This window comes from Mesobacillus sp., assembly GCF_057785455.1.
Genome location: NZ_JBYNSB010000034.1, coordinates 48,364 through 64,728, shown reverse-complemented (window position 1 = coordinate 64,728; position 16,365 = coordinate 48,364). Strand labels below are relative to the sequence as shown.

Genomic DNA, 16,365 nt, shown 5'->3' with positions numbered 1-16,365 from the left:
GCCCTCATAAGTTTCCTTCTGTACTCTATCCCATTGCTTCCAGGGCATCTGTAAACCCTATAGATAACCCTCTTCCCTCTGCCCTTGCAAAAATATTATTAATTTTACAGTTTAAAAATGAAAAGTACATTAAAGGCATATAGAATAAGAGCATAATATTCTAGAAAAGAGGTTAATTTATGGGTTTTTTGACTAGGTTCAGCTTAAAGAACGCTTTTGCCGTATTTATCATTTCCTTTCTCTTGATTCTTGGCGGCTTATATTCCTTTACCCGATTAAAGGTTGATTTGCTCCCTAATATTGAATTTCCTCAGCTATCAGTTGAGGTCGTATATCCAGGTGCATCACCACAGGATATTAATGAGCAAGTGACGGAAAAGCTTGAAACTAAATTCAAAGGGATTGATGGCATCAAGAAGCTTCAAAGTTCATCATTTGAAAGCATCGCTATCATCAACCTTGAGTTTCCATTTAATACGAATCTCGATGACGCTGAACAGCAGGTAAATACCTATATAAAAGAGGCAGGCCTGCCGGAAAACGTTCAGACAAACGTGAACAGATTCTCTTTTGGCACCTTCCCGATTTTTAACATTTCCCTTTTCGCTAAGGACGACAATAATCTTGGAAAACTGGTGAATGAAGAAATCATCCCAGAATTAAATAAAATCCAGGGTATTAATAGTGTTTCAGTTGGCGGGCAAAAAGAAGAAATCGTCCAGATTACAGTTAACCAGGATAAAGCAGCTGAGCTGGGACTGAGTTTAAACGAGATTAAGGAACTCATTGACTCAAAAAAATTCAGCTTTCCTGCTGGAAACCTGAACGAGAATGAAATCCAGATTCCTGTCAGGGTCCAAGAGAAAATAGAAAAAATTGATGAGTTGGAAAACCTGGTGATCAAGCCGAAGTTTGTGCCCAATGCACCGCCAGTTAAGCTAGGTGAAATTGCGGATATTGAAATGATTACCGAAAAAGCCGAAATCACCCGCTATAACGAGAAGGATTCCCTTTCAATGGCCATCACGAAAAAACAGGATGCCAATACTGTTGCTGTGGCTGATAAGGTATTGGAAGTAATAGAGAGCTATAGTGATCGACTCGATTATGCAATTGGCTTTGACTCTGCGGAAGGAATTGAAAAATCAGTAAATACGCTGATCAAAGAGGGGCTGCTCGGGGCACTATTCGCCTCTATCGCGGTCCTGGTTTTTCTAAGGAATTTCCGGGCCACAATCATAGCGATTGTTTCCATACCGTTATCTTTATTAATTTCATCCATTTTCTTAAACCAGCTTGATATTTCGTTGAACATCATGACTCTTGGCGGGATGGCCGTGGCTGTCGGCCGTGTCGTCGACGACAGTATCGTTGTAATTGAAAATATATTCCGGAGGGTCAGAAAGACAACGGAAGGCATGACAGATGACCTGATCCAGGATTCAACAAGAGAAATCCTGAAGGCGATTACGTCCTCTACCATTACAACCGTGGTCGTATTCCTGCCTCTTGGGCTTGTAGGCGGCATTACCGGTGAGTTCTTCCTTCCATTTGCCCTGACTATCGTTTTTTCCTTGCTGGCTTCACTGATTGTGGCCATTACGATAGTGCCGATCCTGGCGAAGTTCTCATTCAAAATGGTGCCGAAGGAAGAAAAAGAAGGTTATATACAGCGTGCCTATGGTGCTTCGATCAAATGGTCACTGAACCATAAGGCACTTGTCATCATTCTTTCGGTTGTATTGCTGGCAGGCTCAGGCTTCCTTGTGAAAGGCCTGGGTTTCACCTTCATACCTAACGAAGAGCAAAAGCTGCTGGTGGCATCATTCCAGCTTCCATCATCTACCTCACTTGAGAGAACAAATGAAATCTCTTTAAAAGCAGAGGAAATGTTCGCAGACAAAAAAGAAATTAAAGATGTGACTGTTGGCATCGGCAGCCGTGATTTTCAAACTGGTCTGAAGCGCCAAAACCAGGCAAATTATTTCATCAGTCTTGATGATGGCGTCAGCGTATCAACCTTTATACCAGAACTTGAAAAAGAATTGGAGGATTTAATCTTCACATACGAGCCTGACGCTAAAATTGGCGTCCAGGAACAGTCCACCGGCGGGCCTCCGTCCAATAATAATGTGAACATCGATCTATATTCGACCGATTTGCAAACCCTGCAGGAGGCAGCTGCCCAGGTAGAAGAATATATGAAAAAGCAGGAAGACTTAAAGTATGTCTCCAATAATTTCTCTGAAAAACAAAAGCAAGTAATTGTCGACATCGATCCTGAAAAGACTGCTCAGCTGGGTCTGTCCGGATTCCAGATTCTCGGAACAATTGCTGATAAAACTAAACCAGTCGATGCCGGGACGATGAATTTAGGAAACGAAGATCGAAGGGTTGCCATCACATATGATGAGCAATCGAAAACATTGGAGGACTTGAAGAACACGATTATTTTTACCCAGCAAGGTCCTACTCCAATAACGGACATCGCCGAAATTACCGAAGCCGAGGCATTCACATCCATCCAGAAGCTTGACGGCAAAATATTTGCCCGGGTTTCTGCACAAATTGCCTCAAATGATATAAGGGCAGTATCTACAGCTGTCATTGACGGTGTGAAAAATGATCTTGACCTTCCTCAAGGAGTTTCCCTGGAAGGTGGAGGCGGCAGTGATGAAACAGTTGAGACATTCACTCAGCTCGGAATCGCGATGATTGTCGCAATCGGCCTTGTATACCTTACGATGCTGATTACATTTGGGCAGGCAAGAATACCATTTATCATCCTCTCATCCCTGATTTTTGTTCCAATCGGATCCCTGCTCGGTCTTTGGATAGCAAATGAACCAATGTCTGTAAGTGTCATGATCGGATTGCTGATGCTGATAGGGATTGTTACGACAAATGCCATCGTGCTTGTTGACAGGATCGGCCAAAACCGGATTGAAAAAGGGATGGAAATTCGCGAAGCTTTAGTTGCAGCAGGTGTAACAAGACTGCGTCCAATTCTGATGACTGCCTTTGCAACAATTGCTGCTTTGATACCGTTAGCTCTGACAACATCTTCAGGCACATTGATTTCAAAAGGGCTGGCCGTTACCGTTATCGGCGGACTCACCTCATCCACCCTGCTAACGCTTATCCTGATCCCTGTCATGTATGAAGTCTTTTTCTTCAGGCAGGTGAAAAAGGAACGGGGAATGTAATACTTTTTTAATAGAAACAGTCTTTACTTTCGCCAAGAAAACAATAAAAAAGCGAAGCCAACAGGCTTCGCTTAATTTTTTACAATTCACGATCATTCACTGAATCGAGCCAGCCCTCAATTTCACCAATAACCGATTGAACGCATCCCTCTTCGAAAGGAGAAATCAGGTTAGCAGCCTTCACAAGCTCTGTAAACGCCATGCTGCCGCCAAGCTTGCACAGATTTGCGTAATCCTTCCAAGCTTCCTCCTGGTTTTCTCTGGAGCGTTTCCAGAACTGGAAAGCACAGATTTGCGCCAGTGTATAATCGATATAATAGAACGGAGAATTGTATATATGGCCCTGGCGCTGCCAGAAGCCGCCTTCCTCCAGGTATGCAAATCCATCATAATCTTTATGCGGAAGATACTTCTTCTCTATTTCCCTCCATTGCTGCTTGCGCTCAGCTGGTGTTGCCTCTGGATTTTCATAAACCCAGTGCTGGAATTCATCAACAGATACGCCGTATGGCAGGAAGAGCAATGCACTGCTCAAATGGGAGAATTTATATTTATCTGTATCTTCCTTGAAGAATAACTCCATCCAAGGCCATGTGAAGAACTCCATGCTCATTGAATGAATTTCACATGCTTCAAATGTCGGCCAGTAATACTCTGGAATTTCAAAATGGCGGCTGGAGTACACCTGGAAAGCATGCCCTGCTTCATGCGTCAAAACATCAATATCTCCTGAAGTACCATTGAAGTTTGAAAAGATATATGGCGATTTGTAATTCTCAATATAGGTACAGTAACCCCCGCTTGCTTTTCCCTTCTTGGCCACCAGATCCATCAGGTTATTATCATTCATGTAACGGAAAAATTCGCCCGTTTCTTTAGAAAGCTCATCGTACATCTTTTGGCCGTTTTCAATAATCCATTCAGGACTTCCTTTTGGTGCAGCATTCCCGGTCTTGAAGTCAAATGGCTCATCATAAAACTTCAGCTCTCCCACGCCAATCCGGTTTTTTTGGCGCTCCTTGAGCTTAGTGGCAACAGGTACAATATATTGATGCACCTGGTCACGGAACGCAGCAACCATTTCGCTGTTATAATCCGTGCGGAACATACGATAATAGGCTAATTCAACAAAGTTCTTATAGCCCAGCTTATGTGCGATTTCAGTTCTTACCTTAACAAGGTCATCATAAATCCGGTCGAATTCTTCTCCATGCTCGGAGAAAAACGCGAACTTTGCTTCACTTGCCCGCTTTCTTGTATCACGGTCCTTTGATTCAGTGAAAGGATCCAGCTGTGCAAGTGTATACTCTTCTCCATCAAACATGATTTTCGCCGAAGCAACAAGCTTTGTGTATTCAGTTGACAGTTTGTTCTCTTTTTGCATCAATGGAACAACTTCAGGTGAAAATTGTTTTAACTGGGCTTCTGCCAGAGCGAATAGCTGGCGGCCCCATTTTGCCTCAAGCTCAGCTTTGTATGGAGATGAAACCAGCGCTTCATAATACTTCGTGACCAGTCCCTCTACTTGAGGTGCAAGATCATCGAGAAAATCCTGTTCACCCTTGTAAAATTCGTCCTCTGTATCAATGGAGTGGCGAATATAGCAAAGATTGAACATGGTCCCTACATCATTTCGCAGTTCATTGATTTCGTTCATCGCAGTGCTTTGTTCTTCTACTGAACCAGCATTCTTGAATTTCTCAAGCAGCTGGTCGAAATTTGAAGTAATTTCGTCCAAATTTGGGCGAACATATGTATATTGCTCAAATCTCATGGTAATGCCCCCTTTTTCTCTTTATTGGATTGAGCGAATCCCCATCACTATCCTATTCTACGGAAATTCCAGATATCCTTTTATTTACGGAAAAACAAAATAAAAAAACGGCCAAAATAGCCGTTATGTCAATATTTCCCGACGGAAAGCCCCAGCTTCTTAAGCAAGACAATTGCCTGGGATTTCTCATCATCAGCTAGGCTGCTCATCAACTCATGAATCAGGGCACTGTGCTCAGGAAACATTCCTTCTATCAGGTTCTTTCCTTCTTCAGAGATGCTTGCATATGTCACCCTGCGGTCCTTTGGGCATGCAACCCTGTTCAGATAGCCTTTTTCCTCGAGTTTGTCTACAACATAGGTGATGCTCCCGCTTGCCAGCAAGATCTTGCCGCCAATCTGCTGCAATGGCTGGTCGCCCTTATGGTAGAGAAGCTCAAGAACAGCAAATTCCGTAGGATTCAGTCCATTCTTCTGGATGACTTTATTCACTTTCTCATTCACTGCCCGATATGCACGGGACAGGACGATGAACAGCTTTAAGGATTGGTCTGTACTCTCTTTATTCATTTAAATCATTCCTTTACCTATAACGACTTATCTTTATGTAGAGTATAGCTGAAATTATGGTTTTTATCAGTATTTCCCTTTATTTTATTCTAAAATCTATCTTCAACGCCTGGCAAGTTTTAAAACCCTGAAGTTTAAAACCCAAGTAAGTTAGGGAAAAATACCGTCATGACCTATACATCATAGAAACAGGAGTGGCTATCGAATGAAAAAAGGATTAGGCATCATTATCGGATTGGCAGTTATACTCGGCATTTTTATCATGATGGGAGTTGGCAGCTATAATAGCTTTGTGAGCGAGGAAGAAAACGTGAACCAGGCATATGCCCAGGTGGAAAACCAGCTGCAGAGAAGGCTGGACTTGATTCCTAACCTCGTGAACACTGTAAAAGGATATGCTGCACATGAAAAAGAGGTTATCCAGTCCATCTCAGACGCGCGAGCGAGACTGGCTGGTGCCAGGACACCAGAAGAACAGGCAACAGCTAACGCAGAGCTTTCAAATGCTCTAAGCAGACTGCTAGTGGTAGTCGAAAACTATCCAAATTTAAAAGCTGACCAGCAGTTTACGCAACTTATGGATGAGCTTGCTGGTACTGAAAACCGACTGGCAGTTGCACGCAAGGATTATAATGACCAAGTATCTGTCTACAACAAAAAAGTTAAGCAATTCCCGGGTGCCCTCGTCGCGAACATTACAGGATTTGACGAAAAGGAATACTTCAAAGCGGATCCACGGGCGCAAGAAGCTCCTGCTGTTGATTTCGGGGGCTGACAATGAGCCATAAAAGATTCTCCGGATCAGCAGCTCTTCTTGTTATCCTGATAATGCTGCTTCCAGCCGGAGCAATCGCGGCACCTGGTGAAATTCCGGCACCTGTTGGGGATATTTATGTACAGGATTTCGCGAATGTATTAAACGACAATGAAAAAGCACAGCTGCGGAATTTGGGGAGATCGATTGATGACCAGACAACCTCCCAAATCGCCGTGCTCACCGTTCCTTCAATCGGTGAAACGAGCATTGAAGAATATTCCGTTGAAGCTTATCGCAAATTTGGACTTGGGACAACCGAAAATAATAACGGTGTCCTGCTCGTCATTGCGATGAAAGAGAAAAAAATCAGGATCGAGGTTGGTTATGGCCTTGAAGGCATCATCCCCGATGGGAAAGCAGGGAGAATTCTTGATGAATATGCTATCCCCCATCTAAAAAACGGGCAGCCAAATCTAGCCGTAATGAACACTTATCAAGCACTGGCCAGCGAAGTTGCCGGAACAAATGAATTCGGCAGTGCCCCCAGTCAAAAGCAGCAGGACCAGCAGCAGGATTTCCCTATTCCTTCCTGGCTGTTGATTATCATCATAATCGGAGTAGTTGTTCTTGATTTTATGTTTTTTGGCGGAACACTTACCTACCTCCTCTTATCGATTATCTCCCGTGGAGGTGGTGGTGGCGGTGGACCGCGCGGGGGCGGGGGCGGATCCTCCGGTGGCGGCGGTGCCAGCCGCGGATGGTAACAAACTGGAAAAACACCAGATCACTAATGGATCTGGTGTTTTTTTGCATAACATCTGTTTAAACTCTATACAATAACTATGATAGAAGGCAGGTGATTTCATGAACCCAAATATTCTATTAATTGCAGGAATCGTTACAGATCTGGTCCTTCTCATTTTTTTAAGTACCATGATTGATCAAATAGGGATATTGTTCTTTTCGCTGTTGGCCGTTCTTCTTCTGGGAGGAACATTTTTCTTCTATACCTTAGTGAAGAAAAACAATCGACAGCGTTAGTTAACGTTAACGATTGGTCGTTTGTTTTTAATCCTCTCCCTCAGTTCTTCCATCATGCGCAGCAAACGCTCACCCCTGTCCTCAGGGGCTATTTTTTTGTGGAGGACTGCGTATAAAACAACATCACGCAGCATCAGGAATAATGGAAGCTGTGCCTTCCAACCTTCTGGTAAATTGTTATTATTTTTGTACCCATCCATGAAGGCTGCCAGGAAAGAATCTCCAAAACGCTGTCTCTCGGCTTGTTTCTCTGGCGGGATCTGATAAAAAATTGAATAAAATAACGGGATGGCAATGTCAGATGCAAACCAGTGATAGCAAGCATCATCAAAATCAAATACATGAATCTTTTCCCCATCATAAAAAAAATTGCCTGAATGGATATCTGTGTGAATCAATCCATATGTATCTGTATTTTTTGGCAGCTTTTTTATGCGATCTAACAGCTCCCTTGCATTCTCTACAAGCTGGAATTCGCCTGTTGGAAAATACTTCTCAACTTCCAGTATTTCATCCTCTTCCCAGCTGTTCCTGGTTTTAATCCCATCTGCAGGTTCATATCCTTTTGTTGCTTGGTGCATCAACGCAGTTGTCTCACCCCATGCCTTGAACAGCTGAGCATCAAATTTTTCAGAACGGACACTCACCGGTTTCCCGGCAGCCTTGGAGTAAAGGCAGCCATAAAATTCACTGCCATCACCTGCAGGGATGGTTTCGACCAGAAGACCCTTTCTGGACTCATAAACCTCAGGAACAGAAATACCTGATCGATGCAGGTGCTGCATCCAGTCAAGTTCAGAAAGAATGTCAGTCCCTCTTCGGTGTGAGCTGTGTGTAATCCTTAAAATATAAGCTTTTTCACCTTGGCAGGTCTCATAAACATAGTTTTCGAAATCGCCAAGCTTTTTCACTTCTTTTTCAAGTCCATACGATTCCAGGAATTCATTCAGAATCCTTTCTGTCATTAATTGATCAACCGACTTTTCCATATCCCTTTTCCCCTCGTTTATTTTACTTTTCGCAATACTCAAATTATATTACATCACATTTTTAATTATAAAAGCTATTTTTATCTGGAGACTTTTTTTGTAAAATAAAATGTAGGAAACCGAAATAATTCCCAAAGGAGACAACTATGACTCAATCTGCTGCAGCTGTCAAAATCAAACCGCAGAAACAAAACGAAACAGCATATAAAATCCTTTTTATCATTGGGCTCGTCCATTTGCTGAACGACTCAATCCAATCCGTGATACCAGCCATGTTTCCAATCCTCGAAAAATCAATGGGACTTACGTTTACACAGCTTGGAATCATAGGTTTTTCGCTGAATATCGTGTCTTCATTGCTTCAGCCAATGATCGGCATGGCAACGGATAAAAAACCAATGCCATTCGCATTGCCAATCGGATTGACCTCGACGATGTTTGGCGTACTGGGGCTGGCCTTCGCCTCAAGCTTTGAATTCGTTATCCTGTCCGTCCTGTTCATCGGGCTGGGATCAGCTGTTTTCCATCCTGAAGGATCAAGGGTAGCCTATATGGCCGCTGGACCTCGCAGGGGACTTGCCCAATCGATTTATCAGGTTGGAGGGAATTCCGGACAGGCACTTGCTCCGCTTATAACAGCACTAATCCTTGTTCCCCTTGGCCAAATAGGTGCTGCCTGGTTCACCCTGGTGGCAGCAATTGCTGTCGCTCTGCTGATTTACATTGCAGTCTGGTATTCTCGCAAACTGAATTTGGAAAAGATAGCCGCAAAAGCGAAGCAAACGGGGAAGCAAGTAAACAAGGGTATTACAAAAAATGTCAAGATTGCACTGCTACTGATACTTTTCCTGATTTTTGCGCGCTCTTGGTATATATCGGGAATGACTAATTTCTATGCGTTTTATGCCATCGACAAATATGGCCTATCAATCAGGGAATCTCAAATGTTCCTTTTCGCCTTCCTCGTTGCAGGTGCTTTTGGCACATTCTTTGGAGGGCCTCTGGCAGACCGTTTCGGGAAGAAGAATGTTATTTTCCTTTCTATGATAGCGACTGCTCCATTATCCGTCATCATCCCGTTTGTCCCAACAGCTGCCGCTTTTATCCTGCTATTGGTTAGCGGCTTTATCCTAATGTCGAGCTTTTCAGTCACTGTCGTTTATGCCCAGGAGCTGGTTCCGGGAAAAATCGGCACGATGGCTGGCCTGACAGTAGGTCTTGCTTTTGGAATGGGTGCAATCGGTTCAGTCGGCCTTGGAACGATTGCAGACATGTTCGGATTAACAACTATGATAATTGGAGTAGGCTTCCTTCCGATTCTAGGAATTCTGACGCTATTCCTTCCTTCAGATGAAACGCTGGCAAAATGGAACAATTAAAATTTTCCATTTGCAGAAAAATGTTTAGACAGTCTCCCTGTAAGGAAAAATGTAATGAGTATAGTAATGAAGGGAGATCACCATGTCTAAGTTTAAAATCAATTATTTTTTTGAAAAGGATTTTTCAGTTTCGCGCCCGATTGAAGGAGAGGACATTTCAGATGCCATCCAGGACGCGAAAGACCAGGAAGGAATCATTGAATTCACCAGCGAGGACCATACCTTCTACAGATTCGATACAAAGGACATTAAGCTTGTGACAATTACGGAGGAAGCTTAACGATAAAAAGGTGAAGCGTACGGGAATTTTTGCCCCTCCGCTTCACCTTTTTCATTTTTTTAAATCAATCTGATGCGTTCAGCAAGCTCATGTTTTTCTTCAGCAGTCAGCATATTCTCAGCCATTGGGAAAAGGATGCCCTCTTCCTTAGAGAAGTGGCTGACAAGTGTATAGTTTGCATTTTTTATCAGAGTTGCATTTTCAATCATCTGTTCTTTAGTAAATTCTGCTGTTTCGTCCTTTGTTTGATGGAGGAAGGTGCCGATGAATCTCTTGGCCTGATCATGTTCATATTCCATCACAGCAATTGGGCCCATCTCACGGCCGATGTACGCAGCCATCATCTCAAAGAGGACGCCTTCTTCCCTTTCTGAGTGCGGCTCCAGCTCTGCCAGGAAGTCAATTACTGCAGGTCTTAGCAATCCAAAGTTCTCTTCCATTTGTTCTCCTGCTTCTATCTTCTCGCAGAGCTTGAGCAGCTCGTCCAGCATTACCAATAAAGGCGGATGCTCATCCTTCAATTGCTGAAGCCCTTCGGATAAATTAAATTTAGAATTGAAATCCATTCCACTCATGCAGCCAGTCATTTTTATTTCCTCCCATACCGTTAAGATACTCTTAGTATAGAATTCTTTGCCTGACTGGGTTGTGATTGCCATCACAAATTGCATATAACCGGGGAAATTTGAATAAAATATGACACTTTGTGAAAATTTCAAAAAATTTTAACAATTCGCCTTCAAATTTCTAGAAACCTTACATATAATGAAGTTATAGCTTATAGCAAAGGGAGTGAGTTACCTTGCAAAATGAATATTATCGAGACTTTTATCAAAAAGCTCTGATCCAGGCTGGCCAGAGTGATAAAAAGGCTTTTCTGGATGAACATCCAGATTTGCTCCATACCCATTTATTGATCGGTCTCCAGGGCACCCCCGCTGAAGGCAGCGAATATTACCACTGGAACGTCACTATTTATAAATCTGATGCCTTTGGGTTCTACGATGGGTGCACACCTGTCTATTCATCATCCCTCTTCGACCGCTTTGATGATGCTGTCGATGCAGCCGGGAACATAGAAATGAAAATCCGGCATGATCAGCTTCACGCGGTACGCCTGCAGGAAAAAATCAGCTGAACCTAAAACTCTCCTCATCCTCCTCCATTTAGCTTTTCTCTTTTTGATCCCTTATGTGAAAAAACTTACATATGATGCCAATGGAAAAATCCCATAAAAAATGAATTGATTCGCTTTTCTTATGACAATAATCAAAAAAAAATTGGCTATAGCTGAGCAGTTTTTGCTATATTTTGTTTTATATCTTTTGCATGCGCCTGAAACCTCCACGGCTCAACCACCTTTGATCCAATCATTGATACTCCTTTCTCAATTCAATCTATATCGTTTTTCCAACGGTGTACAAAATGAAAGCAGCTGGCGGGACTTGAATTGTCCGCCAGCTGCTTTTAGCCATGCTGATAACTAGGCAAGCCTGAATACAATACCGTGACCGCCCTTGGGATATTCCCACTTGATATTCTGGTATGGACAGCCAATACGGCAGCTCCCGCATTCGTGGCAGCCTTCATAGCCTACCTGCATTCGCTTTCCTTCCCATTTGTATACCTCTGCCGGGCAGAAAACCGTACAAAGCTTGTCAGGACATTGAGTCATGCAGATGTCGTGATCCAGTACAGTCAGATGCGATTTTGTGTCACACTTAAACCTGATCAGATATTGCTTTTCCTCGATGTTTGTCGTTGACATTATTTCACCGCCTTCCAGGCACGATAGATATCTTGCATTACCTTAAGCGTTCCCTTTTCTGATGTCATGCTGCGTATGATCTGCTTTTGTTTTTCTTTCTTAGGAGTACCATCTACAGTAAAGAACTTACTCATTGCCTGGTTCATCATTGGAAGATATTCTTTGAAGTACTGCGGATATTTCTCAAAGGTATGGGCTGCATCCTTATACTTTTCAAGGTCCTTGATAATGAAGCTTCCGAATAACGCTTCTTTGTAGCGGTTAAGGCTTCTTTCACTGAAGTCGCCATCCTTCTTTGCCTCCACGATCGCTTCTGCAGCCATCTGTCCTGATGCCATTGCCATATTGGAGCCTTCACGATGGATGGCATTTACTAGCTGGGCTGCATCTCCTACTACAAGGACTCCGCTGCCAACAACCCGGGGAACGGAATGGTATCCGCCTTCAGGTATTAAATGGGCAAGGTACTCAGCTGATTCACCGCCTTCAAGATATGGTCGCACCATCGGATGCTTTTTCAAATAATCCAATAGCTCATACGGCTTGAGCTTCGCTTTGATCATACTTGATAATGTTGTTCCAACCCCGATGTTCAAGCTCTCCTTGTTTGTGTACAAGAATGCAGTACCAAGGTTGCCTTTTGTAGAATCCCCAAAGATTTCAATCGTTGTACCATGGTTTCCTTCAAGATTAAAGCGCTCATTGATTTTATCCTTAGGAAGATTGATAACCTCCATGACAGTAAGAGCGACTTCATCTGGGCGGAATTCCCTGTGGAAACCAAGCTGCTTGGATAGCAAGGAATTCACACCATCAGCAAGGACGACTACATCAGCATGGACCTCACCATCAGGGCGATCAGTGCGAACTCCTATCACCTTTCCATTCTCGACAATACATTCCGTTACAACAGTTTCATTGATTAATAGAGCTCCAGCCTCCACAGCTTTCTGGGCGAACCACTGGTCAAATTGCGCACGCAGGACTGTAAAATTATTATATGGTTCAACGGCCCATTCGAGACCCTTATATCCGAACTGGACCACCGACTCTTTGTCCATCATCCAGAAGCGCTGTTCAACAACTGGTCTCTCAAGCGGTGCCTCCTTCCAGAATTCAGGGATAATATCCTCCATCTGTTTTCGATAAAGAACTCCTCCCATTACATTTTTACTTCCCGGGTATTCCCCGCGCTCAATCAATAATACCTTCAAGCCTTTCTTGGCACAGTTATAAGCACAAGAAGTGCCTGCAGGACCTGCTCCTACGACGATTACATCAAATTTTTCAGGCATAGCTCATTTCCCCGCCCTTCTCTTTGCTGAGCTCTTTGAATTGGTGGATTAGCTTTGGTACAATTTCCAGTGCATCACCAACAATTCCGTATGTCGCTACATCGAAAATCGGAGCATTCGGATCTTTATTGATGGCAATGATCAGTTCTGAGTTCTTCATTCCCTCAACATGCTGGATCGCCCCGGAAATCCCAATTGCAAAATAGATTTTCGGCGTAACGGTTTCACCAGTCTGGCCAACCTGCTGCTCATGTTTTAGCCAGCCAGCCTCTACTACATCCCTCGTTCCGCCTACGCTTGCACCAATTACTTCTGCCAATTCATGAATCAGCTGGAAGCCCTGTATATCGCCAAGCCCTTTACCTCCTGCCACAATGACATGAGCTTCGGCAAGGCTCGCCTTTTTTGTTACGTCCTTCACAATTTTGATCACTTTTGTGCGCATATCTTCCTCGTGAAGATCCAATTTTTCCTCGATGATGATCCCTTTCCTTGAGGCATCCGCTTCCAGCGCCTTCATGACTTTAGGACGGACCGTGGCCATTTGCGGCCTGTGCTTCTTGCATAGGATGGTTGCCATGATATTACCGCCAAAAGCTGGACGGCTGGCCTCCAGCAGCCTCTTATCAACATCCACATCGAGCATCGTTGTATCTGCAGTAAGGCCAGTACTCAAATCAGTCGCAACCGCACTTGCAAGGTCTTTTCCATTAGGGGTTGCACCATACAGGAAGATTTCTGGCTTGTATTTTTCAGCAAGGGCGCAGACACCCTTCATGAAAGACTCCGTCCGGTAATCCTTCAAAACGGGATGGTCAATAACATACACCTGGTCTGCTCCTGCGTAAATTACTTCATTTGCCAAGGGAAGGACATTTTCACCTAACATCACTCCCGACAGCGGAACCTCAAGCTTGTCTGCGAGCTTCCTGCCAGCACCAAGCAATTCAAGTGAAACACCTTCGATTTTCCCTTCGTTTACTTCTATGAATACCCAGACTCCCTGGTTTCCTTCCATGCTATTGTTCCCCCTTTAAAATCAGAATCAAGAGTTGGCCGCTGTTAACTTAAGAAGGTCTTTTCTTTCCATTAAGATCCCCATAAGCTGTTCCACCTGGGAATCTGCGTTTCCTTCAATTCTCTTCCCGCCTTCCAGCTTGGGAGGGGTAAACATCTTGCCAACGATCGTCGGCGATCCCTTCAGTCCCAGCTGGGTCCTGTCGACCTCGCCAAGATCATTCACAGACCAGATGACAGGCTCATAACGCGCTGCATTGATCATGTTCGGCAGCGGGGCATACTCGATATCATTGATTTCCTTTTCTACTGTCAACAGGCAAGGCAATTGCGACTGGATCACTTCATAGCCATTGATCTGTTTTCGCTTGATATGAACATACTTTTCTTCCTTATTAACCTCGGAAACTTCGATTACATTCGTCACAGGCGGGATATCAAGGCGTCTTGCAATTCCTGGCCCAACCTGCCCTGTATCACCATCAATGGCATGCTTGCCGCAAATGACCAGATCAATTGGCATTTCGTTTGAAATCTTCTCAAGTGCCTTTGATAACGCATAGCTGGTCGCAAGTGTATCGGCTCCTGCGAAGGCCCTGTCCGAAATTAAATAGCCGCGGTCAGCTCCTATTTCCACACTCTTCTTAATGACGGCGACTGCTTGTGGCGGCCCCATCGAAAGTACAGAAATCGTCCCTCCGGTTTTATTCCTGATTTTTACTGCTTCCTGGACTGCATGGGCATCATAAGGATTCAAGATAGCCGGTGCGCTGCGCCGGTCCAGAGTGTTCGTCTTCGGATTGATTTTGATGATCTTTGTATCGGGCACCTGCTTGACACAAACAACAATGTGCATATCCTTTTTCTCCTCCTTAAAGTTCTAAAGGCAAAATGTAAGCGTTTTATGTTTGGCAAAAAAATAAATGCTATGTAGTACGATATATGAATCGCTTTACAAGCATAGTACCAACAATTGAAAAAGTGACAAATACAGTGAGGTTTATTTTTGAAAGTAAGCTGGAATTCCGGAAATTTCATGAACATAATGAAGCCCATTGTATAAAATGGTATTACGCTGCTGAGAGCTTGATGAGGTGCGGGAGCAATTTGGTGATAAAAACCTTTCTATGTTAAAAATATCTAAAATGTTTAATTAAAAACTATGACAATTATCACAGCCAGTTAATTTATCGTGAATTTTTGAGCAAATTGTTAAATTTTAATGCTCTCTTCAAAAAGGAGGGGAAATTGAGTTGGGTACAGTAGTGATTGGAAGCTTGCTTTCGGCGATGTCCACAGGCCTCGGGGCTTTACTCATTCTTTTTATGCACCGGGCTGTTACACATCGCTGGAGAGACTCGTTGCTGGCGTTTACTGCAGGGATCATGATGGCAGCTTCGACAATGGGGCTGATTCCCGAAGCATTGAATAAGGGGGGATTCCTTGAACTGGCAATAGGGGTTTTCCTTGGGGTATTGACTCTGACTTTCATGGAAAAAAATATTCCCCACATTGATCTGCAGCATTCGAACAAACAGATTCAATTTGATGAAAAGGCGCTGCTGATCATTGCAGCAATCACCCTCCACAACATTCCTGAAGGATTGTCTGTCGGTGTCAGCTATGCATCACCAGAGGGCAATGATACAGGCAATCTTATTGCTTTTGCTATCGGCCTTCAGAATGCACCGGAAGGTTTTTTGGTAGCCTTATTCCTGATCAACCAGCATATTAACAAGTTCAAAGCTTTTATCATCGCAACTCTGACCGGGGCAATTGAAATTGTGACGTCGATGCTAGGTTATTTTTCTACATCCTATGTCAACTTCCTCGTTCCCTATGGACTTGCTTTTGCAGCAGGGGCTATGCTTTTCATCATTTATAAGGAACTTATACCTGAAAGCCACGGTGATGGAAATGAAAGGTCCTCGACCTATTCGTTTATCACAGGACTTTTATTCATGATACTCCTCATAGAAATGTTTTAGCCACCGCCCTAAGGGCAGTGGCTATATTATTGGGGCTCGGGTTAGCTGACTATGCATAGGCTAAAACATATTGTTTCTTTGTCAAAAGGATCATCTGCCTGAAAAGAAGCTTGCCTCTTTGCCTTTGGATTTCTGTCTCCCTGCATAACGTTTGATATTCATATATTAATTTGTCTAATTCCTGGCTGCAGCGGACTGTTTCTTCGCTCGTAAAACCAGTTTGCTGGGCAACAGACACCATTTCTTCTCTTTTGCGATCTATTTCCTTCAATAAAGCTAATTGGGATTGATACACCTCATAA

General features: G+C 43.6%; 16 protein-coding genes. 7 read left to right on the top strand and 9 right to left on the bottom strand.

The genetic code is table 11. The features are described from left to right. Positions 1 to 179 precede the first annotated feature (179 nt). On the top strand, positions 180 to 3,206 hold the full coding sequence (locus AC3EBE_RS13535; RefSeq protein ID WP_488595567.1) for an efflux RND transporter permease subunit: 3,027 nt from the start codon (positions 180 to 182) through the stop codon (positions 3,204 to 3,206). Between the two features lie 79 nt (positions 3,207 to 3,285). Here AC3EBE_RS13535 and AC3EBE_RS13530 read toward each other — a convergent pair whose 3' ends face one another. Both AC3EBE_RS13530 and AC3EBE_RS13525 read right to left on the bottom strand, forming a co-directional pair. Continuing rightward, positions 3,286 to 4,980 (bottom strand): M3 family oligoendopeptidase, encoded by a 1,695-nt coding sequence (locus tag AC3EBE_RS13530; RefSeq protein WP_488595566.1) that lies wholly within the window; start codon positions 4,978 to 4,980, stop codon positions 3,286 to 3,288. Between the two features lie 128 nt (positions 4,981 to 5,108). Beyond that, a complete protein-coding gene (locus AC3EBE_RS13525; protein ID WP_488595565.1) occupies positions 5,109 to 5,549 on the bottom strand; it encodes a MarR family winged helix-turn-helix transcriptional regulator in 441 nt (146 codons plus the stop codon). Between the two features lie 205 nt (positions 5,550 to 5,754). Between AC3EBE_RS13525 and AC3EBE_RS13520 the strand changes: the two genes are divergently transcribed. Further along, complete coding sequence (locus tag AC3EBE_RS13520; RefSeq protein ID WP_488595564.1) at positions 5,755 to 6,324, top strand: LemA family protein; 570 nt, start codon at positions 5,755 to 5,757, stop codon at positions 6,322 to 6,324. A 2-nt stretch (positions 6,325 to 6,326) separates the two neighbouring features. Beyond that, a complete protein-coding gene (locus AC3EBE_RS13515; protein ID WP_488595563.1) occupies positions 6,327 to 7,070 on the top strand; it encodes a TPM domain-containing protein in 744 nt (247 codons plus the stop codon). A gap of 273 nt (positions 7,071 to 7,343) precedes the next feature. Here the strand turns inward: AC3EBE_RS13515 and AC3EBE_RS13510 are convergent, their stop codons facing one another. Then, positions 7,344 to 8,336 carry a phosphotransferase enzyme family protein gene (locus AC3EBE_RS13510; RefSeq protein ID WP_488595562.1) on the bottom strand — a complete coding sequence of 331 codons (993 nt, stop codon included), beginning with the start codon at positions 8,334 to 8,336 and terminating at the stop codon, positions 7,344 to 7,346. A gap of 146 nt (positions 8,337 to 8,482) precedes the next feature. Between AC3EBE_RS13510 and AC3EBE_RS13505 the strand changes: the two genes are divergently transcribed. Together AC3EBE_RS13505 and AC3EBE_RS13500 are read left to right on the top strand one after the other, a co-directional pair. Further along, on the top strand, positions 8,483 to 9,715 hold the full coding sequence (locus AC3EBE_RS13505; RefSeq protein WP_488595561.1) for an MFS transporter: 1,233 nt from the start codon (positions 8,483 to 8,485) through the stop codon (positions 9,713 to 9,715). 82 nt (positions 9,716 to 9,797) lie between these two features. Continuing rightward, positions 9,798 to 9,995, top strand: coding sequence for a hypothetical protein (locus AC3EBE_RS13500; protein ID WP_488595560.1), 198 nt, complete (start codon positions 9,798 to 9,800; stop codon positions 9,993 to 9,995). A 59-nt stretch (positions 9,996 to 10,054) separates the two neighbouring features. Here the strand turns inward: AC3EBE_RS13500 and AC3EBE_RS13495 are convergent, their stop codons facing one another. After that, the gene (locus AC3EBE_RS13495; RefSeq protein ID WP_488595559.1) at positions 10,055 to 10,582 is read right to left on the bottom strand and encodes a hemerythrin domain-containing protein; all 528 of its coding nucleotides are present in this window, start codon (positions 10,580 to 10,582) and stop codon (positions 10,055 to 10,057) included. A 215-nt stretch (positions 10,583 to 10,797) separates the two neighbouring features. Between AC3EBE_RS13495 and AC3EBE_RS13490 the strand changes: the two genes are divergently transcribed. Next, a complete protein-coding gene (locus AC3EBE_RS13490) occupies positions 10,798 to 11,133 on the top strand; it encodes a hypothetical protein (RefSeq protein ID WP_488595558.1) in 336 nt (111 codons plus the stop codon). A 345-nt stretch (positions 11,134 to 11,478) separates the two neighbouring features. On the opposite strand, the gene AC3EBE_RS13485 is transcribed toward AC3EBE_RS13490, so the two are convergent. From AC3EBE_RS13485 to AC3EBE_RS13470, 4 genes are read right to left on the bottom strand one after another with little or no spacing between them, the layout of a single operon-like run. After that, the gene (locus AC3EBE_RS13485; protein ID WP_488595557.1) at positions 11,479 to 11,763 is read right to left on the bottom strand and encodes a ferredoxin family protein; all 285 of its coding nucleotides are present in this window, start codon (positions 11,761 to 11,763) and stop codon (positions 11,479 to 11,481) included. Beyond that, entirely contained in the window at positions 11,763 to 13,058 is a 1,296-nt protein-coding gene (locus tag AC3EBE_RS13480) for an FAD-dependent oxidoreductase (protein WP_488595556.1), read from the bottom strand. Before AC3EBE_RS13480 ends, AC3EBE_RS13485 begins: the two co-directional genes overlap by 1 nt. Continuing rightward, positions 13,051 to 14,076, bottom strand: a complete 1,026-nt coding sequence (locus AC3EBE_RS13475) for an electron transfer flavoprotein subunit alpha/FixB family protein (protein WP_488595555.1) — start codon at positions 14,074 to 14,076, stop codon at positions 13,051 to 13,053. Before AC3EBE_RS13475 ends, AC3EBE_RS13480 begins: the two co-directional genes overlap by 8 nt. 27 nt (positions 14,077 to 14,103) lie before the next feature. Then, positions 14,104 to 14,931, bottom strand: coding sequence for an electron transfer flavoprotein subunit beta/FixA family protein (locus AC3EBE_RS13470; protein WP_488595554.1), 828 nt, complete (start codon positions 14,929 to 14,931; stop codon positions 14,104 to 14,106). A gap of 397 nt (positions 14,932 to 15,328) precedes the next feature. On the opposite strand from AC3EBE_RS13470, the gene AC3EBE_RS13465 reads away from it, so the two are divergent. Continuing rightward, on the top strand, positions 15,329 to 16,063 hold the full coding sequence (locus AC3EBE_RS13465; protein WP_488595553.1) for a ZIP family metal transporter: 735 nt from the start codon (positions 15,329 to 15,331) through the stop codon (positions 16,061 to 16,063). 49 nt (positions 16,064 to 16,112) lie between these two features. On the opposite strand, the gene AC3EBE_RS13460 is transcribed toward AC3EBE_RS13465, so the two are convergent. Further along, on the bottom strand, positions 16,113 to 16,358 hold the full coding sequence (locus tag AC3EBE_RS13460) for an aspartyl-phosphate phosphatase Spo0E family protein (protein WP_488595552.1): 246 nt from the start codon (positions 16,356 to 16,358) through the stop codon (positions 16,113 to 16,115). Positions 16,359 to 16,365: the final 7 nt, after the last annotated feature.